The following is a 17,484-nucleotide window of genomic DNA, read 5'->3' on the forward strand; positions in this document are numbered from 1 at the left end:
AGATTAACTTGAAAGCAAGCATCCTTGAAAAGGGATGGAACGTGGCGAAATCCCGCCAAGTGGGTTTTGGGACCGACCTAAAACGCGAAACGCAGCGAAGAAACGGCGGTAACTTCCTCAATATCCAGCATAGTGACGCCATCTGCGGCGATTCTGGCATTGGCGTAATTGCCGCCAAGGTTAACCGATAGCCCGCGGGCAAGCGCGTAGGATGCGCCGACGGCTCCTGATATTTCGTCCGCGCCGTCCAATTGTCCGTAATGCCCTTCAACCGACATTTGCAGCGGGCCAAACTGGGTTTGCCCGCCTGCCGATACGAACCAGCGATCCGCATCAACCAAAGCGCCATCGAGCCGTTCGTAGCCTACGCCCAGATCGTAAAGCGAGCTGCCATAAACAAATTCGCCGACCAGCCCCGCCCCGTCGCTGTCAAACCGGGTGATGCCATCGGGCGCGGTGTATTGCGAGCGGCGATAGCGCGCGGCAAAGCGCACATCGCGTTCGCCCAAAGGCCGCTGAAACTGCGCGCCAACCTCGAAATCGCCGTTCTGATCGACCACCGCCCCGATTATGCTGGGGCCAAACCGGCCAACATAGGCCCCGCCCCAATTATCGAGCTGGCCGTAAAAATCATCAAACGCCAAAAAGGAATTGCCAACCCCGCGCTGGCGCCGGGTCAATTCGCGCACCTGGCCATTGACATTGCCGCCCAGAACGGTGCCAAAACTGGTGCCGATAAAGCCTGCGACATTGTCCGAATAATCATCGGGCACGCCCAGCGCATTGTCCGAATATTGCGCGAAGTAAGCGAGCCCCAGCGTCCATCTGTTCGCCAGCTGCGTTTCGGCTGACACCTGAACATTGGTGACAAAGCCAAAGGTGACCTCTTCATCATCAATCAATTCGTCAAAGTCAGCCGTGATATTGGCATCCGCCAGCCCGGTGACAGCGATAGTCACATCGCCCGCTTCGATCGACAAGGGTTCCTCGAATGAGGACAGATTGTCGTAATTGAGGTTCACGTCCTGCGCGGCGGCGGCGGCGGGCAAAACCGCGCACACAGCGGCGCTGGCAAAGGCTTTGGCCAGAAAGCTGGCTGGGAAAAGAGTGCGCATCATTGCTCTTACGCCTTTTTGCGGAACATGGTTTTGACAGCATGGCGCGCGATCTGGCGGCCGGCATTGTCGGCAGCTTCGTGATCGGCAAGCCAGTGGACACCGCCGTAAATCCGGCTCCACCCGTTTTCATGGGCGGCCTGATCCAGACTGGTGAAATACCGCCTTTTGCCGGTCAAAGTGGGCCACAGCACCTGATCGGGACTTTCATGACTGAAACTGACCGCATCGGTGCCAATCAGCAGCTTGATCATCTCAACCCCCACCGCGCCAAACGTCGAATGCCCCGATGTGTAAGCGGGGAAATTGGGCGTCGGGATCATGCTTTCCCAATTCGCCTGTTCGACAATACGCGGGTCGGTGCTGCCAAATTTGCTGCAACGAAATTTGATCGCGGTTTCCGGGCGCAGGATATCGTGGTGATATTTGCTGTCCCAGGCATTGATCGAGGCATCAGCCTGCACCGCGCCCATCAGCGCGAAATGGCGCGCATGATCGAGGAAATCATACCCTCTGTCCTGCATCACCTGAAGCCCGATATAAAGGAAATGCCCCGGCGGCGTGATACCCCACGGGCCATCTTCCCAGAACAGCGCGATCTCTGCCTGATCTTCGGTGCGACGGGTGGAATCCTTACCCCCCAACTTGCGCACAAGATCAAATTGAGCGGCGAATTCCGGGCTTTTCGGATCTAGGAAATCGGGCACGCGGAACTGCGCAGGGCTGGTCATCGTCCACGGCTTGATCGTGCCGTGACCGGGAAACAGCCCGCGCTCATACGCGCCGATCGCAGGGCCAGGCCCGGCGCTGTAAGAGGGGCCGGTTGGGGTCCATTTGAGCACATCGTCGCGGCGCGGATAGCGGCCATGGTAAAAGTTTACCCGGTGCGGTTCTGCCCCGTCATGCGTGCGCATCTTGTTGATCGCAAGGCCAACATGGCGGCCCCATTTAACGCCCAGATCCTTGGCTTCTCCATCGGGAAAGCGCCCTTTGAACGCGCGCCTTTCCCACAGGAATGGCTGCTGGAAACATTCCGATGCAGCCGTGGCAAAGGCCGTGCCATAAGCGATTTCGGGATCAGCGCCCGCGGGTGCTTCGCCAAAGTCATAGGGCATGTCGTACCGCCCCATGATCGCATTAGCCGCGGCAAAACCGGCCACCATGGGCGCGGCAAAGTTATACGCAGCGCGCGGCGGTGCAACCCGCTGATCGCGCACTTGCTGCATCACGATATCAACCCAGTGATAGACCGTGTTCGCATGTTTGGGATCAACGATATTGGTAAGATAGCTCGACCGGCTGCCCATGGACGCCGTCGAACATCCGCCAAGCCCACTGGCCGCGATGCCTGCTGCCGCCCCGGCGAGCATATTGCGCCGCGAAATCTGCATCAATTCCTCCTGCCGAACATCGCCATCAATGCCCGAATTTTGCCTGTTTAGTGTTTGTCTCTATCGCCCGGCCGCGCCCGCCGCTTTGTTAGAGGCGCACGCCGCACACGCGATTAGTTTGCAGAGTGCGTGTTAGCGGGAAAGTGTCGCCAATCGCTTAACCGCCTAACGCGCGTCCCCTTTTGCAACAGCGTTTTTGCGAAAGTTTACGCGCGCGATCATATTGCGCGGCATCCAGAACTCTTTAAGCTTGGCGCTGTGGACCTGTTTGTCATCCTCATCGCGCTACACGTGGTCACCGGGCTGACCGGGTTGATCGCGTTCTGGGTGCCGATTGCGACGCGCAAAGGGGCCAGGAACCACCGGCTGGGCGGCAAATGGGCGTGTTACGGCTTTATGGGAGCGGGCGCGCTGGCTGTCGCTATGGCGCTGCTCACGCTCTACGCACCCGATAAACGCCACCCCGAAATCACCGACCGCGAACTGTTCGAAGGGTTGTTTGTCTGGATGATGCTGTATCTTGGCATTTTGACGATTGGCTTTGCCGATTACGGCCTCAGCGTTGTCAAACACGCGCGCAATCGCATAGCATTGCGCCGGCCCCGCACCCAAATCGTGATCGGCGCTGTGGTGATATCGGGGCTTTACTGCGGATATTACGGCTTTCGCATTGGCGATGTCTTGATGATGGCCCTGTGCGCTCTGGGCGTTGCAGCCATGGCGATCCAGCAGCTGTTTATCTGGCGGCGCGAAGCCCCTTCGCCCAAAGCTTATGTCGGGGAACATTTTCGCGCGCTCATTGGGATGGGGATCTCTGCTTACACCGCGTTTATGTCGGTCGGGCTGATCCGCTGGGTGCCGCAGCATGTGTTCAACCCGGTGGTATGGGCCGGGCCAAGCGTGGTTGGAGTTGGCCTGATTATCTATTTCACCGCGCAGGGTAAGCGTAAGGGGAAAGCCAAGGTAGAAGACCCCGGGCGCGCTTCCAAAGGCGGGGTTAAGGCGCGCTCCACATCCGCATAAGATTGGCGATCGTCTTGTCCAAAGTCAGCAATTCCGGCGCCCCTTTCGGCAGACGCGCGCGCAGGCTGACGCGCAGATTTTCCAGATCAAACAGCATCTCGCGTGCGGTGGGATCAGCAATCAGGCTTTCAATCCAGCCGACACACACTATGCGCGCGCCGCGCGTCACAGGGGTCACTTCGTGAATGGAGGAGCTGGGATAGAGCACCAATTCCCCCGGCTGACCTTTGACGGTGTAATCCATACCGGCGGTGTGGATCACCAATTCACCGCCTTCATAATCCTCGGGCGGGGTTAGAAACAGAGTGAAAGACATATCGGTCCGCATCCGCGCTGTGCCTGCGCCCATCAGCGCATTATCAATATGCGATCCATAATGCCCGCCATCGTGCGTCTTGCTGATGATGAGGTGCGAAAACCGGCGCGGATGACTTGCCGCAGAGAGCACGGAGTTCTGGTTCAAATGCTGCATGATAAGCGCTTGAACAGCGTTGCCCGCTTTATCGGCCATCACGGCTTGTTGGTTTTGCTTCACAGCGCTCGCGGTTTTGCCAGCGGTTTGTTTGCCATCGCGCCATTGCAATGCGGCAATCGCGGCGGTGATCTCAGCAAGTTTATCCGCATCCTGAATGGCGGTAAGGGTTAGGATCATGGGAAAGTGTGCACCGCTTTATGATAATGATTTGCATCAGCGCAAAGGCGGCTTATGACACAAGGACAGATGAAGCCAAAGATTATCCCCGGAGGACACAAAATGAAAGTCACCACCAAAACCTGGAAAACTCTTGGCCTTGCCACAGCGCTGGCCGGCGCGGGTCTTGCGGGATGTTCGGGGGAAGCGGGTGAGGCTGGCGAAGGCGGCGAGGCTGCCCAAACCGGTGAGGCCGGGGAAGCGGGCGAAAGCGGCGAAGGAGAAGGCGGCGAAGGCGGCGAAGGTGGTGAGGGCGGCGAAGGCGGTGTTGCTGTGGGCGAAGCGGGCAGCGATCCGGTTGTCTATGGCTCTGCTCTCGCCATTGCAGAGGCGCATGTGATCGCCGCGCGCGATGCGTTCAAAGCGGGCGAAAGTGATGCAGCCGCTGAAATGTTCGGCCATCCTGTATCCGAAGTGTTGGCCGATCTTGATCCCACATTTAAGCAATTGGGCGTTGCAGATATGAAGCCGCTGTTCAACGCGGCCTCTCAAGGTATTCTGAACGGTGATGACGCTGCCAAAGTGGACGCGCATTATGACGGCATCATCGCCGCCCTTCGCGCAGCAGCCGATAAAGCGCCCGATAATGGCACCAGCGCGGCCATGGTCGCAGCAGGTGTGGCCGCTGACCAGATAGAGCGCGCCGCCAGCATGTATGGTGAAGCGGTCGAAGGAAAGATCTACGGCCCTTATCTGGATGGCTATGGCTTTTACAAATCCGCCAAGGCCGCTTTTGATGGGTCAGCCGGCGCGATCAAAGCCGAAGACCCGAAAGTCGCAGAGGCCATCAGCGCGGCTTTGGACAAGCTTGCCAAGGCCTATCCGGGCGCGGCCCTTCCTGAAACTCTGGATGCCAATCAGGGCGAATTGCAGGGCGCGTCATCCGCTGTCATGCTTGCCATCGGGTAAGCCCTTTCCAAGCGCGCGCGAAGGCGGCATAGGCGTGCCCCATGCACGATATTCGCCTGATCCGGGATGATCCCGATAGCTTTGATGCCAATCTCGCCCGGCGCGGGGGCGAACCTGTGGCCGCGCAAATCCTTGCGCTTGACGAAGAGCGCCGCGCGCTTGCCACCCAGCTGCAAACCGCACAATCGCGCCGCAACGAAGCCTCCAAAGCCATCGGCAAAGCGATGGGACAGGGCAATACGGATGAGGCGGAAAAGCTGAAGGCCGAAGTTGCCGAGCTGAAACAGACAATGCCCGCACTGGAAGATCGCGAACGCGCGGTGGCAGAGCGGCTGAAAAACGCGCTCGCTGTCATTCCAAACCTGCCTTTTGATGATGTGCCGCGCGGCGCGGATGAAGCGGACAATGTTGAGGTTTCCAGTTGGGGCGAGAAACCTTCGTTCGATTTTGAACCCAAGGAACACGCCGATTTCGCGCCTGATCTGGGGATGGATTTTGAAACCGGAGCGCTGTTGTCCGGCGCGCGTTTCACATTCCTGCGCGGCGATATGGCGCGGCTGCACCGGGCGCTGGGCCAGTTCATGCTCGACCTGCAAACCCGGCAGCACGGCTACACCGAATGCATGCCCCCCGTTCTGGTCAAGGACGAGGCGATGTACGGGACGGACAAGCTGCCGAAGTTTGCGGACGATAGTTTCCGCACAACGGATGACCGCTGGCTTATCCCCACAGCCGAGGTCTCCCTTACCGCCTCGACCATGGGGCAAATCTTGGACGACAGCGCCCTGCCCATGCGGATGACCGCGCTCACCCAGTGTTTCCGCTCCGAAGCGGGCTCTGCGGGGCGCGATACGCGCGGATTTATCCGTCAGCACCAGTTTGAAAAGTGCGAGCTTGTCTCCATCACCCGCCCCGAAGACAGCGCAAACGAACACGAACGCATGCTGAAAGCGGCGCAGAGCGTGCTTGAGGCTTTGGGCCTGCCCTATCGCACCATGCTTTTGTGCACCGGCGATATGGGTTTCGGCGCGCGCAAGACCTATGATCTGGAAGTGTGGCTGCCGGGCCAAGGCGCCTATCGCGAGATCAGCTCATGCTCGAACACCGGCGATTTTCAAGCGCGCCGGATGAACACGCGATATCGGCCAGAAGGCGGGAAGAAGACTGAGTTCGTGCACACTCTAAACGGCTCCGGCCTTGCTGTGGGGCGCACTCTCGTCGCGATTATTGAAAACTATCAGCAAGCCGATGGCAGCGTGATCGTGCCAGAGGCGCTGCATCCTTACATGGGCGGGGTCACGCGGCTCACTCCACAATAAACCCGTTCGCCCTAACCCAACCCCCGCTCATGCTGAGCTTGTCGAAGCATCGCCCTTGTCTTCGGGGCGACATCGCAAAAGAAGGAAAGCGCTTTGACCAATTCAGGGACAAGCTCAGGGCGAGCGGATTGAGAGATTAAGACTATGAAAATCCTCGTAACAAACGACGACGGCATCCACGCGCCCGGCCTCGAAGTCCTCGAAGCCATCGCCGCTGAATTGTCGGATGATGTCTGGGTGTGCGCGCCATCGGAGGAACAATCGGGTGCGGGCCATTCGCTCACGCTCAACCGCCCGGTGCGCCTCCAGCAATTTGGCCCGCGCCGCTTTGCCGTCACGGGCACGCCGACAGACAGCGTCATGATGGCCCTTCGCGAAGTGATGGACACCCCGCCCGATCTGATCCTGTCGGGCATCAATCGCGGGGCCAATCTGGGCGATGACATCACCTATTCCGGCACGGTGTCAGCCGCGATCGAAGGTGCGCTTGCAGGCATTCGTTCAATCGCCTTGAGCCAGGTTTATCGCGGCGGTGATAGCGCACCTGATGACCTGTTCGGCGCGGCAAAAGCGTGGGGCAAGCGCGTTATTGAACCCTTGCTTGAAACGCCGTTCGAAAATCGCACGCTTATCAATGTCAATTTCCCCCCATGCGAGGCCAATGCGGTCAAAGGCATTCGCGCGGTGCGTCAGGGGTTTCACGATTATTCGCGCGGCTCCATCGTCGAGGGGCGCGATCCGCGCGGGCAGCGCTATTTCTGGTTCGGCCTGCACGCCATCGAACACACGGCCGACCACGGCACCGATCTGGAAGCGATTGAGGACGGGTTTATCGCGGTCACTCCGCTGCAATTGGACCTGACGTACCATGCCAGCATCAATGCCCTATCAGAACGATTTGCCGGGTAAGCCGGGCGCTGTTATCGGTTAAGCCATGGACGGGTCCAAGACTGACAAATCGGGCGGGCTGACAGGCCGCGACAAACAGGCCTATCGCATCGCTCGCCGCCGGTTCAAACCGCTGCGCCGCGCGGTCAAACTGCCGGTATGGGGCGATCTCAGCATCCGGCTGGGCGCGGCGCTGATCCTTATCATGATCGTCGTGATGATCCATTGGTGGGACCGCGAAGGGCTGGTCGACAATGTCGATGGCCATGTCAGCTTTCTTGATGTCGTCTATTTCACAATGATTTCGATCACCACGACAGGGTTCGGCGATATCGCACCCGTCAGCGATAAAGCGCGCCTGGTCGAAGCGGTGATTGTCACCCCCATCCGGTTTGCGGTGTTCTTCATTTTCGTGGGCACAGCGTATAACTTCATTATCAAGCGTTCTTGGGAGAAATGGCGCATGTCCAACATTCAGGACAATCTGGCCGATCATGTCGTGGTGCTGGGATATGGCGTATCGGGTTCGCAAAGCGTTGAGGAATTGATCCAGCGCGGCACCGATCCTGCCAATATCGTCGTGGTCGATCCCAGCGAGGACCGCCTGTCAGAAGCCGAAAAGCTGGGCGCCAATGTGATGGCTGCCGATGCGACGCGCGATGAAACCCTGCGGGCTGTGCGAATAGAGGAAGCGGGCAGCGTGCTGGTATCAGCGGGGCGCGATGACACATCCATCCTGATCGTGCTGACCGTGCGGCATCTTGCACCTAAAGTTCCCATCAGCGTGGTCGTGCGCGCCAATGACAATGAATTGCTCGCTCGTCAGGCGGGCGCGAACAATGTCATCAATCCGGTGCGGTTTACAGGGCTGCTGCTGGCTGGCAGCGCGCAAGGGGCGCATATTTCCGATTACCTTGCCGATCTCGCCTCAGTTTCAGGCCGGGTGCAATTGGTCGAACGCATTGTCGAAGAAGATGAATGCGGCGCTGCCATCACCGAATTGAAAAGCGGCGGGCGCGGATTGCGCATTTATCGCAATGGCCGCGCCATCGGATATTGGGAAGATGAATGCCAGTGCCTGCAAAAAGGCGATGTCATCGTGGAGATTGTGCCGACCGAAAACGGCAATGGCAACCGCGATACAGGCGGGGTTGGCCTGCACGTTTAGGGCATATCGCAAGGCGGGAGCTTTAGCCCGCGCCTGCCCTATTCTTCGTCCGGGCCATCGGGAATATGGCGCAGAATATCGCCGGGTTCGCATTCCAGATAATCGCAGATTTTCGACAGCGTTTCGAACTTCACGCCTTTTACCTTGCCCGATTTGAGCAAGGACAGATTGGCATCGGTGATCCCGATATGGGCGGCCAGATCCTTTGATTTCACCTTGCGCGTGGCCAGCATGATGTCGAGAGTTACTTCGATAGCCATCAGACGTATTGCTTTGCCTCCTCCTTGGCGGCCTGACCTTCGCGCAAGGCCTGCCCCAATGCCAGCAAAACCACGCCGATCAACAGGTACAAAAAGTCCAAATCCACAAAAGAAAACGGGATCATAATGCCGTTATCCGCCCAAAAGCCGGCAATGCCGATCAAGGGAATGCCCACCGCCATCATCCGCGTGGTCAGATATAAAAGGATCATCCCAACCCCCAGACGTTTCAGCGCATTGCGCGCTGATGAAACCAGCAATTCGCCGCGCGCGGCCTGTCTTAAAAAGCGGTTCATGGAGAAAAACAGCAGCCACAAGGATGTAAGGGCAAGCGCATTGGTAGCGAGTATCGCGATGATAGTGGGCGCGTTCATCGTCAAAACGCCCCCATCTTCATCAATAAACTCCATCAGCAATTCTGTATCGCCAAACAGGGCAGCGATACAGGCATAAGAAACCAGCATGCCGGCGATCACTGTCATCACCCCGGCCAGCACACGCATAACCCGGTACAGCGCAGGGTTAGGGCTTAAATGACTGCGGGTTGGCCGATCGTCTTGCATGGCGTCTCTTTTCGAAAAATTGTTTGCCCGGCATACAGGCCGAGCGGTGTTTGTGTAATCTTTTCCCTTTTCAAAAACACTGCGCAAAGGCGAGGAAACATGCCTGCGGCTTAATGGCGCTGGGCAGGCCCTGCCCTGCATGAAAAAATACCACGCCAGCAAGACCTGCCGCGGACGCAAGACCGCGCGCGCTATAGGCATCAGCAATCGAGGTAAGCTTGCCGGTCACGGATATAATCCTTGGCCGCGCGGTGTTCATCAGCATCCAGATCATCGCCCAGCGCATCCAAGGCCGCATTGTCAGCGACGGCCCCTTTGCCCAGCAGGCTGGACACTGAATTGAGCGCGCCGCTGGTCTCCGCCTCGCGCTCGCCGCGCTGTTCGTAATCCAGCGCGACCGCCAATTGGCTGCACGACATCGCGTCAAAACGCGAGATTTGCCGGTCCGACAGACTGACACAGCCAGCCAAAAGCACAGCCATGGATAAAGTGGCCACACAAAGAGGCGCCATCCGAAGCGGGGCCAGAGAAAGCGGGGCTGGGGAAAGCGGGGGTATTGTCATTTTCATGGGTCATCTCCGTTTCATCGATCAGCCCGAAAAGCTGTTCGAAGCGGTCAAAAAGAACGCGGTGACAAGAGCGATCAGATGCACAATCAAAGCGATTAAACCCAATACAATCAGATATTTCGCATGTTTCATGCAGCGCCCTTCACTGGGTTGGAAAAAGATGCTGCTGGACAGATCCCTGGTGGGGGTACGGACCTGCCCAGCAACATCAAGACAAGTCAAAAGCGCAGTGTCGCACCGGCCAAGACTTGATCTGAGCGCAAGGAGCCGCTCAAATTTGTGCGGCGATATTCGACCCGCAAAGCTGCATTGCGGTTCACCGCAAATTCCGCGCCGCCGCCAAACATAAAGCCATCGCGGTTTTCGGTTTCTGTGGCGATGGCGGTATCAGCGTTGCCGCTGGCGAACCGATTGATCGAAAGGCGGGTGCGGCTGTATCCTGCGCGGCCATAAAAGAGCACGCGGTCGCCCAGAACAACGCCTGCACGAACCGAAGCATCGGCAGACCATTTGGGGTCAATATTGACGGTGCCGCCGCCTGTTACATCGCCCGTAATGGTGCGGCCATTGGGGCTAAAGCCCGCCTCTGCGCCCAGCACAAACTGTTCAAACTGCGCGTCATATCCGATATACCCGCCATAAGTGATGCCGCTTTTGCGCTCATCCAGCACTGCCGCATTCGCGCCTGTCAGAACGGTTTCATCCACGCTTTGGCGCGAATAACCGCCTTGTGCGCCAATGCTGACGCCTTCGAAATTTTCCTCATCCTGCGCAAAGGCTGCGCTGGATGCGGTCAACACCGTTAGCGCTGCGACAGCGCTGAATGCAGTGATTGCGGATCGGGCCGCGAGTGTGAGGGGGAACGGTGAGTAGGAGGGGGTTAAGTGTTTCATTGTGTATTCCTTAGATTTGATTTGGGCGCAAAAATCCGCCGCGCAAATCGCTGCGCGCCAGATCCACATTGTGTGAAAGGAGCCGTTGGCCGGGCCCGGTTGCCGCTTTGGCCTAGACCATGCTGAGCCTGTTTAAGGGCGCAGACTTAGCCAAGACCAAGCGGGCGGGGTTTGGGTGGGTTGCGGGGTAGGGTCGGCTTTAGGCTCCAAATGTGATTGCAAGAATCGCATTATGGCCAGATTTGCCGAAAAGCAAATACTTTTTATTGTGAAATGATAATTTCGTATTGTTTTAGGAGAAAGAGAGAGGCGCGATTGGTGCGCCGCTCCCCGGTCGGCTTACCCCCGAAACCACACAAACACGCCGCCCATCGCCGCCATTCCGAGCAGGAAATGGCCCGCATCAATCACAAAAAGCATAAAAGATTTGCGCTGGAACAGATAATTGATGCCCATGGCGGGGATCATGATCCCGCCGGCAAAGCCCATGGCCATCATCATCACCACATGAGGCGCAGGGTTCACGCGGGCTAGCAGATGCCACAGCACCATCGCGATCAGCATTTCAAACAGAAAACACAGGCCAAAGATAATGGCCATATTGCCGCCTTCCACTTCGGCATCGCTCATCCTTGCGGCTTTCTGCCAGGCTTTACCAAACAGCGCGCCGTACCAGATCATACCGACAACAAAGAACGCGGCTGCCCCTGCCAGCACCGGCCATAATGCAAAATCACTCATAGTGTCCCCTCCTGCTCAATTGCTCTTTTGATGCAAGCCTAGCGGGGGATACGCGACGTGGACAGGGGGTTAAGCCAGAAGTGTGCGGCTGTGGTGGCGGGGTCAGTGGATTCAGAGCGTCTGTGGCGGGCAGATGCGGCGGGATTTTCCTACATAGCCGGCGCGTGCTACTTTTGCTTCGGGGTCGTTTGTGCGCGGGGTTGGAGGAGCGGCTCAGCAAAAGGCCCCCTCCCCCTGCCAAAACCTGTCTAAACCCCCATCCCCCGTATGTACTTAATCAGCGAATCGCGCCTGCAAAGCCTATGGCACCCAGCCAGTGAACCGTGTAATGGCCCGCGCAATGAACACGCCTTCAACCACTCTGCCCGACGCCAAAAAGGTTGGCATGGTATCCCTCGGCTGCCCCAAGGCCCTGGTCGATTCCGAACGCATCCTAACCCGCCTAAGAGCCGATGGTTACGCGATGAGCCCCGACTATGAAGGCGCCGATGTGGTGCTGGTGAACACCTGCGGTTTCCTCGACAGCGCCAAGGAAGAAAGCCTCGCCGCAATCGGGGAAGCGATCGCCGAAAACGGCCGCGTCATCGTGACAGGGTGCATGGGCGAAGAGGCAGACACAATCCGCGCCGCTCACCCGCAAGTGCTCGCAGTGACAGGGGCGCATCAGTACGAACAGGTGGTCGAAGCGGTGCACACGCACGCCCCGCCAAGCCAGGGTCCGTTTGTCGATCTGATCCCCCAGCCGGACGAGGCAGGGATAAAGCTGACCCCGCGCCATTACAGCTATCTCAAGATTTCAGAGGGCTGCAATCATTCGTGCAGCTTTTGTATCATCCCGGATCTGCGCGGAAAACTGGCCAGCCGCCGGATTGATGCGGTCTTGCGCGAGGCGGAAAAGCTGGTCGCTGCCGGGACGCGCGAATTGCTGGTGATCTCGCAGGATACCTCAGCCTACGGCGTCGATACAAAGCATGATCCGCGAAGCTGGAAAGGCCGCGAAGTGCGCGCGCATATGACCGATCTCGCGCGTGAATTGGGCGGTCTGCGGACAGCAGATGGCATTCCGCCCTGGGTGCGATTGCACTATGTCTATCCCTACCCTCATGTCGACAAAGTGATCCCTTTGATGGCTGAAGGGCTGCTGACGCCTTATCTAGACATCCCGTTCCAGCATGCCGCGCCCGCAGTGCTCAAATCCATGCGCCGCCCCGCGAACGAAGCAAAAGTGCTCGCAAGGCTCAAAAAATGGCGCGAGATTTGTCCCGACATTGCCATCCGATCAAGTTTTGTTGTGGGCTTCCCCGGAGAGACGGAGGCGGATTTTGAATATCTGCTCGAATGGCTGGAAGAAGCGCAATTGGACCGGGTGGGTGCATTCCGTTTCGAACCCGTCGAAGGGGCGGCCGCCAATGCTCTGCCCGATCCGGTGCCTGAGACGGTCAAAGAAGAACGCTATGCCCGATTGATGGAATTGACCGAAAAGATCAGCGCGGCAAAGCTTACCGCCAAAGTGGGCAAGATATTGCCTGTCATCATCGATGAAGTCGGCCAACCCGACGAAGACGGCGATACAGGTGCCACCGGGCGCAGCCAGGCCGATGCGCCCGAAATCGACGGCGCCGTCTACCTGCGCAATGTTCCCGCAGCGCTAAAAACCGGCGCGATCGTGGACGTTGAGATCGAGGATGCCGATGCGCATGATTTGTTCGGCGTGATCCGCGCCTAGTCCAGCCCGTCCATCACCGAGCGGATATAGCGGGTCACTGCCTGCGGCTCATCATAAAGCAGAAAACTGCCGCCACCCGGGATCATCACCGGCGCATCGAGGCCATAGCGTTCGCACATCGTTTCGACAAAAGCGCGCGGCGTTGTTCCGTCACGCTCTCCCAAAAGCAGGTGCAAAGGCAGCTCGCATTTGGCCAGCTCCGGTCCCCAGTCATGCGACCAATTCATCATGGTATCGAGCATCCCGGTGGAGCCAGGCGAAAGACCATAGCGCGCTGCATGGCGGAATAGCTTGACGATTTCCGGATCGCGCGCCGTTTCCAGCTCCCGCTCACAATCCTTGTAGAAATCTTCGACGAAACGGTAAAACTGCCCGTTTCCAAGACTGGCCAGCATAGCGCGGATATAAGCGCGCGCAAAAGCCGGAGCGATCCGCGATGTGCGAATATGAATGCGCGGCTGCGTCTTTAGATGCTGAAAATCTTCGCGCTTTGAGAACGGGAAAAATGCCCCTGCCCCAATCCCTTTTGACAATCGCTGCGGCATCGCATTGGCCATGCCGATCATGAACGGCATGCCTGCTTGGGTGGCAAGACCCGCAGCGCTTTCGATCTCAAGGATGTCCAGCAAGGCCGCAAAACGCTGAGCATGCGCGACCGGTGCAGCAGGGCCCGTGGGTGCGGGACTTGAATCGCCCAAACCAGGCCGCCACGGCGCGATGATACGCAGCCCCTGATTTATTGCCGCTTTATGCACCCGCAAGGGCATCATCGGGCCTTCAAGCGGGTGAAAATACAGCACCGGATCACCCGCAGGATCGCCGCATTGCTCCCAAGCGATCGTGATACCCTTGGCAATGTTGAAGATATTCGTGTTGAGCGACAATGCATCATCATCGACCGATCCAACCGGGTTTAGCGAATGAATGAACCCGGCATAAAGCAGCAACAATTCCTCTTTCGAATTGATCTCCAGCTTGCGTTGCAGAGCTTTCAATTGGTTGCGCACCGTGCCCAAAGAACGCTCGCGGATTTCGGAGAATTCGCGCACGCTGCCGCCGATCACCAAATGCCGGGTCAACGCCAATTCGGTGGGAGTCATTGAAAATGCGCGGGCGAAAATGTCGCTGCTGGCTTCATCCCACCTCAGCTTAACTGCCGTGAGGACGATTTGCGATGAAACCTCGCCGTCGATCCGCCGCGCGGCAAACCAGCGCGGTGCCTTGGACACACCGCTGGAGAACAGCTTGAGAAAATGCGGTTCGTTTGCCGCCTTAAGCCCGCGCAGCAAAGCAATATCGGCTTTTTCGGTGACGGGATTGAACAACACATCTGGCAGAAACGCGCCAAACTTCAGATCATTGTCTGCGAATGTGCGCGCATCGAAATAGACAATTCGCAGATCGTCATCGAGCGCCAGATCGCAATCCATGATCGCGCCCGCTTCGGTTTGGATGGCGTTGAAATTGGTGGTTTTGAGCGGGTAGAGCTTGTCCAGAATTCGCAGCGTGTTTTCGAAATGCTCATCTGCGCCGTTATGCGTAAAATCGGAATGTTCGCTGGTTTCAACCAATAACGGCATCAGGCTCACGAATTGCTCCGGCTCTGCAACAGCGGCATACGCTTTCGCAATCACGGATTGCACATCTAGCTGATTGTCTGGATCGGTCACTGAATGGGGCTCGATTTGGCTAGAGGCAGATAACACTGCGCGGCGGGAATGCCATACGCGAAAACCGCGCCCATCCTAGACGGGCGCGGTTACTCAATCGTTTTAGGCGCAGATTACTTGATGCAGTATTTTCCCGAAGCTTTCAGCCCTGAAGGGCAAGATCCGCTTTTCACTTCGGCATAATCACCTTTGTCACCGACACAGTAATTGGCGCTGGCTTTAAAGCCTGTGGGGCATGATCCGATTTTGGTGATCGCGACCTGGCTGGATGATTTGCAGCTGCTGCCGCTTTGTTTGAACCCTTTGGGGCACGAGCCGTCCTTTGCGACCTCGCTTGAGGATGATTGTGCGGATGCCGGAGCCACAAGAACAGGAGCAGTGCCGATAGCAAGTGCACCGGCGAGAAGAGCAATACGAATACGCATGATGTTTGTCCTTTTATGAAGAAATCGGAGGCGAAAGATGCAGCGGCCAATGAGCCTGGAAAAATCCAGCATCCACTGACCGCTGCAAAGTGTGAGCAAAGCGAAATGAAAAATTCACTTGGGTATGCGCCTTGCCCGCGGGTCGCCTCAAGAAACTGAAATTAACCGGCAGGGCCGCGGCGGAATGTCAGGGCAACGGCGCTTTTACCGGTGCTTTTATCAAACCATTGGCAGTAAAAATCCGTGCCGGATTTGTCGGTGTGCAACGCGCCGAAATTGAACGTTGTGAAAGTGCGTCCGCGCTTGTCCATATACGCTTTGTAAGCGCTCGAACGGTCAGAATTGCTGCCAGACGCCGTGGGTGTGTAGCCGGTTGAATTGCCGGTGTGCAGCATGATTGCCTTCCCGCCATAATTGCCGACACTGGGGCCATTGGTGTTATTGAGCTGCTCGCCGCCGTCAAAAGACACGCATTGGATCGCATAAGCGTGTTTTTTGTATTTGTTCTTGTCAAATTCGACATAGAGCACATCGCCAACGCCCAAACCTTCGAACACACAGCCGCTTGTTGGCTGAACATTGCGGCGATCGAGGAGGCCGCTGCGCTCTTGAGTGCTGATACCCTGGCTGAAAGTGTATTCGCCATCACGCGCAACGAACGCGTTTCCAAGGCCTACATTTGCGCATTGGGTTGCGCTTGCATATTTCGCCGGGGTTGGCCCCGCGCTGCCCGCATGATCCGGGGCGCGGGCGGTGCACGGTGAATTGGAATTGCTGCCGCGATTGGCATTGCAGCGCGAACCATTGGCCGATGCACCGACACCGCTTGCGGAGACACCGCCGCCATTCACAACCGCATCGACGGTGCGCGCGGCTTCGCTGGCCTGGTCTGCTTTTTTCTTGGCTTTCTTGGCTGCCTTTTTGAGCTTGTCAAAAGGCCCCGCCGTCATTTCTGCTTGAGCCGGTGCAGCGGCAACGAAGCCGGTCACAAGCGCGGCGCTGGCAATCGCCAGAACACTGATTTTCATGGATACAATCCCTTGTATGAGCGCCGGTCGGATCGTCTTTCGGGAAGCAAGACCGGCACTGCGTTGATGAGGATTGATCAATTAGGCCGGGCCATACCCGTCATGAATATCCCATATGGGACAGACAGGTTGGCCCCATGCGCTGTGCACTAAACCGTTGCAAAATGGGGCACTTGGGCACGCAAAGGTTAATTGGAGCAGCTGTATCTTCGCGATTTTCTTTTAGCTTTTGCGCAACCCTATCGCAATTGGGCGATTGGATGAAGTATGCCTCTTCAAATTCAATCTTCCATCGCTTTCGAAGCTGATCAGCCAACCGATGTTCTATTGCAATTCGAAGCTGCCCAATTGCCTGAGCAACAGCTGAGCAATCTGTCCACTCTTGTCACCCGGTCCGCGCATTTCGCTCGTATCGGTGCGCACGATAATATTGGCGAGAGGGCATGGTTGCGGTGCAATGGCCTGATCCAGATTGATTATGCCGCAACCGTCACGATAGACCGGCAATGCGATGATCTCAGCGCGCTTGAGGGGCTGCCTCATCATCAATTGCCTGGCGAAGCGGTGCAATATCTGCTGGATTCCCGGTATTGCAGGGGTCAGGAATTTCAGGCGCTCGTCGCCTCGGAATTTGACGGGACTGAGGGCGGCGTGCGCATCGCTGCAATCCTGGCGTGGATTGACCAGCATTTCGAATATGTGCCCGGTTCGAGCAATGCCGATACTGATGCACGGCAGACCTTTATCGAGCGGCAAGGCATTTGCCGCGATTTCGCGCATGTGATGATCGCGCTGGCACGTGCCTCTGCTATCCCCGCGCGTTATGTCGCGTGTTATGCGCCCGGCGTAACCCCGCCCGATTTTCACGCCATCGCCGAAGTCTTTTTGGCCGATCCAGCCATTGCGGGAGGCGGAACATGGCAGATGGTTGATCCCACGGGCATGGCTGATCCTGCAAACACGGCGAAAATCGGGGTGGGCCGCGATGCCGCCGATGTCAGTTTCCTCACCTCCTTTGCTCCCATTAACTTCCTTAGTAGCAGCGTCGAGGTCACTCTGATTGATTAAGCGCAAATAACAGGCCTGTAGGGCGTCAATTTGGATT

The 17,484-nt window shown here is 57.5% G+C and carries 19 protein-coding genes; 7 read left to right on the plus strand and 12 right to left on the minus strand.

Annotated elements, in window-relative coordinates:
- Positions 1-77 precede the first annotated feature (77 nt).
- Entirely contained in the window at positions 78-1,118 is a 1,041-nt protein-coding gene (locus tag AC0V6L_RS02625; RefSeq protein ID WP_486152864.1) for a hypothetical protein, read from the minus strand.
- 5 nt (positions 1,119-1,123) lie between these two features.
- A complete protein-coding gene (locus AC0V6L_RS02630) occupies positions 1,124-2,506 on the minus strand; it encodes a vanadium-dependent haloperoxidase (RefSeq protein WP_486152866.1) in 1,383 nt (460 codons plus the stop codon).
- A 258-nt stretch (positions 2,507-2,764) separates the two neighbouring features.
- Here AC0V6L_RS02630 and AC0V6L_RS02635 point away from each other — a divergent pair, with 258 nt between their 5' ends.
- Positions 2,765-3,529: a hypothetical protein gene (locus tag AC0V6L_RS02635; RefSeq protein WP_486152868.1), complete on the plus strand. Its 765-nt coding sequence runs from the start codon at positions 2,765-2,767 to the stop codon at positions 3,527-3,529.
- Here the strand turns inward: AC0V6L_RS02635 and AC0V6L_RS02640 are convergent.
- Entirely contained in the window at positions 3,504-4,181 is a 678-nt protein-coding gene (locus tag AC0V6L_RS02640; protein ID WP_486152870.1) for a Fe2+-dependent dioxygenase, read from the minus strand. The two genes, AC0V6L_RS02635 and AC0V6L_RS02640, sit on opposite strands and share 26 nt — an antisense overlap.
- Positions 4,182-4,235: 54 nt before the next feature.
- On the opposite strand from AC0V6L_RS02640, the gene AC0V6L_RS02645 reads away from it, so the two are divergent.
- From AC0V6L_RS02645 to AC0V6L_RS02660, 4 genes are all read left to right on the plus strand, one after another.
- Positions 4,236-5,129, plus strand: coding sequence for a hypothetical protein (locus AC0V6L_RS02645; protein ID WP_486152872.1), 894 nt, complete (start codon positions 4,236-4,238; stop codon positions 5,127-5,129).
- A gap of 41 nt (positions 5,130-5,170) precedes the next feature.
- Positions 5,171-6,448 carry a serine--tRNA ligase gene (gene serS / locus AC0V6L_RS02650; RefSeq protein ID WP_486152874.1) on the plus strand — a complete coding sequence of 426 codons (1,278 nt, stop codon included), beginning with the start codon at positions 5,171-5,173 and terminating at the stop codon, positions 6,446-6,448.
- Positions 6,449-6,592: 144 nt separating this feature from the next.
- Positions 6,593-7,357, plus strand: coding sequence for a 5'/3'-nucleotidase SurE (surE, locus tag AC0V6L_RS02655; RefSeq protein ID WP_486152876.1), 765 nt, complete (start codon positions 6,593-6,595; stop codon positions 7,355-7,357).
- 25 nt (positions 7,358-7,382) lie between these two features.
- Complete coding sequence (locus AC0V6L_RS02660) at positions 7,383-8,504, plus strand: potassium channel family protein (RefSeq protein ID WP_486147910.1); 1,122 nt, start codon at positions 7,383-7,385, stop codon at positions 8,502-8,504.
- A gap of 38 nt (positions 8,505-8,542) precedes the next feature.
- Here AC0V6L_RS02660 and AC0V6L_RS02665 read toward each other — a convergent pair whose 3' ends face one another.
- The 6 genes from AC0V6L_RS02665 to AC0V6L_RS02690 form a co-directional block, all read right to left on the minus strand.
- On the minus strand, positions 8,543-8,764 hold the full coding sequence (locus AC0V6L_RS02665; protein ID WP_486152878.1) for a helix-turn-helix domain-containing protein: 222 nt from the start codon (positions 8,762-8,764) through the stop codon (positions 8,543-8,545).
- Positions 8,764-9,327, minus strand: a complete 564-nt coding sequence (locus AC0V6L_RS02670; RefSeq protein ID WP_486152880.1) for a hypothetical protein — start codon at positions 9,325-9,327, stop codon at positions 8,764-8,766. Before AC0V6L_RS02670 ends, AC0V6L_RS02665 begins: the two co-directional genes overlap by 1 nt.
- A gap of 70 nt (positions 9,328-9,397) precedes the next feature.
- Positions 9,398-9,556, minus strand: coding sequence for a hypothetical protein (locus AC0V6L_RS02675; RefSeq protein ID WP_486152882.1), 159 nt, complete (start codon positions 9,554-9,556; stop codon positions 9,398-9,400).
- On the minus strand, positions 9,528-9,824 hold the full coding sequence (locus AC0V6L_RS02680; protein WP_486152884.1) for a hypothetical protein: 297 nt from the start codon (positions 9,822-9,824) through the stop codon (positions 9,528-9,530). Before AC0V6L_RS02680 ends, AC0V6L_RS02675 begins: the two co-directional genes overlap by 29 nt.
- 290 nt (positions 9,825-10,114) lie before the next feature.
- A complete protein-coding gene (locus AC0V6L_RS02685; protein WP_486152886.1) occupies positions 10,115-10,789 on the minus strand; it encodes an outer membrane protein in 675 nt (224 codons plus the stop codon).
- A 339-nt stretch (positions 10,790-11,128) separates the two neighbouring features.
- Complete coding sequence (locus AC0V6L_RS02690) at positions 11,129-11,530, minus strand: DUF1761 domain-containing protein (protein ID WP_486152888.1); 402 nt, start codon at positions 11,528-11,530, stop codon at positions 11,129-11,131.
- Between the two features lie 340 nt (positions 11,531-11,870).
- Between AC0V6L_RS02690 and rimO the strand changes: the two genes are divergently transcribed.
- A complete protein-coding gene (gene rimO, locus AC0V6L_RS02695; protein ID WP_486152890.1) occupies positions 11,871-13,256 on the plus strand; it encodes a 30S ribosomal protein S12 methylthiotransferase RimO in 1,386 nt (461 codons plus the stop codon).
- Here rimO and AC0V6L_RS02700 read toward each other — a convergent pair.
- From AC0V6L_RS02700 to AC0V6L_RS02710, 3 genes are all read right to left on the minus strand, one after another.
- Positions 13,253-14,926, minus strand: coding sequence for a bifunctional helix-turn-helix transcriptional regulator/alpha/beta hydrolase (locus AC0V6L_RS02700; RefSeq protein WP_486152892.1), 1,674 nt, complete (start codon positions 14,924-14,926; stop codon positions 13,253-13,255). The genes rimO and AC0V6L_RS02700 overlap by 4 nt on opposite strands.
- A gap of 113 nt (positions 14,927-15,039) precedes the next feature.
- Positions 15,040-15,351 carry a hypothetical protein gene (locus AC0V6L_RS02705; RefSeq protein WP_486152894.1) on the minus strand — a complete coding sequence of 104 codons (312 nt, stop codon included), beginning with the start codon at positions 15,349-15,351 and terminating at the stop codon, positions 15,040-15,042.
- A gap of 161 nt (positions 15,352-15,512) precedes the next feature.
- Positions 15,513-16,379, minus strand: a complete 867-nt coding sequence (locus tag AC0V6L_RS02710) for a hypothetical protein (protein WP_486152896.1) — start codon at positions 16,377-16,379, stop codon at positions 15,513-15,515.
- 267 nt (positions 16,380-16,646) lie between these two features.
- On the opposite strand from AC0V6L_RS02710, the gene AC0V6L_RS02715 reads away from it, so the two are divergent.
- A complete protein-coding gene (locus tag AC0V6L_RS02715; RefSeq protein ID WP_486152898.1) occupies positions 16,647-17,447 on the plus strand; it encodes a transglutaminase-like domain-containing protein in 801 nt (266 codons plus the stop codon).
- Positions 17,448-17,484 lie beyond the last annotated feature (37 nt).

The organism is Erythrobacter sp. JB1-15, from assembly GCF_057365035.1.

What these genes read in the sequence shown, in the direction of transcription:
- AC0V6L_RS02625 (WP_486152864.1), bottom strand. Translation starts at nt 1,118, where the DNA reads ATGATGCGCACTCTTTTCCCAGCCAGCTTTCTGGCCAAAGCCTTTGCC.
- AC0V6L_RS02630 (WP_486152866.1), bottom strand. Translation starts at nt 2,506, where the DNA reads ATGCAGATTTCGCGGCGCAATATGCTCGCCGGGGCGGCAGCAGGCATC.
- AC0V6L_RS02640 (WP_486152870.1), bottom strand. Translation starts at nt 4,181, where the DNA reads ATGATCCTAACCCTTACCGCCATTCAGGATGCGGATAAACTTGCTGAG.
- AC0V6L_RS02645 (WP_486152872.1), top strand. Translation starts at nt 4,236, where the DNA reads ATGACACAAGGACAGATGAAGCCAAAGATTATCCCCGGAGGACACAAA.
- serS (WP_486152874.1), top strand. Translation starts at nt 5,171, where the DNA reads ATGCACGATATTCGCCTGATCCGGGATGATCCCGATAGCTTTGATGCC.
- surE (WP_486152876.1), top strand. Translation starts at nt 6,593, where the DNA reads ATGAAAATCCTCGTAACAAACGACGACGGCATCCACGCGCCCGGCCTC.
- AC0V6L_RS02660 (WP_486147910.1), top strand. Translation starts at nt 7,383, where the DNA reads ATGGACGGGTCCAAGACTGACAAATCGGGCGGGCTGACAGGCCGCGAC.
- AC0V6L_RS02665 (WP_486152878.1), bottom strand. Translation starts at nt 8,764, where the DNA reads ATGGCTATCGAAGTAACTCTCGACATCATGCTGGCCACGCGCAAGGTG.
- AC0V6L_RS02670 (WP_486152880.1), bottom strand. Translation starts at nt 9,327, where the DNA reads ATGCAAGACGATCGGCCAACCCGCAGTCATTTAAGCCCTAACCCTGCG.
- AC0V6L_RS02685 (WP_486152886.1), bottom strand. Translation starts at nt 10,789, where the DNA reads ATGAAACACTTAACCCCCTCCTACTCACCGTTCCCCCTCACACTCGCG.
- AC0V6L_RS02690 (WP_486152888.1), bottom strand. Translation starts at nt 11,530, where the DNA reads ATGAGTGATTTTGCATTATGGCCGGTGCTGGCAGGGGCAGCCGCGTTC.
- rimO (WP_486152890.1), top strand. Translation starts at nt 11,871, where the DNA reads ATGAACACGCCTTCAACCACTCTGCCCGACGCCAAAAAGGTTGGCATG.
- AC0V6L_RS02705 (WP_486152894.1), bottom strand. Translation starts at nt 15,351, where the DNA reads ATGCGTATTCGTATTGCTCTTCTCGCCGGTGCACTTGCTATCGGCACT.
- AC0V6L_RS02710 (WP_486152896.1), bottom strand. Translation starts at nt 16,379, where the DNA reads ATGAAAATCAGTGTTCTGGCGATTGCCAGCGCCGCGCTTGTGACCGGC.
- AC0V6L_RS02715 (WP_486152898.1), top strand. Translation starts at nt 16,647, where the DNA reads ATGCCTCTTCAAATTCAATCTTCCATCGCTTTCGAAGCTGATCAGCCA.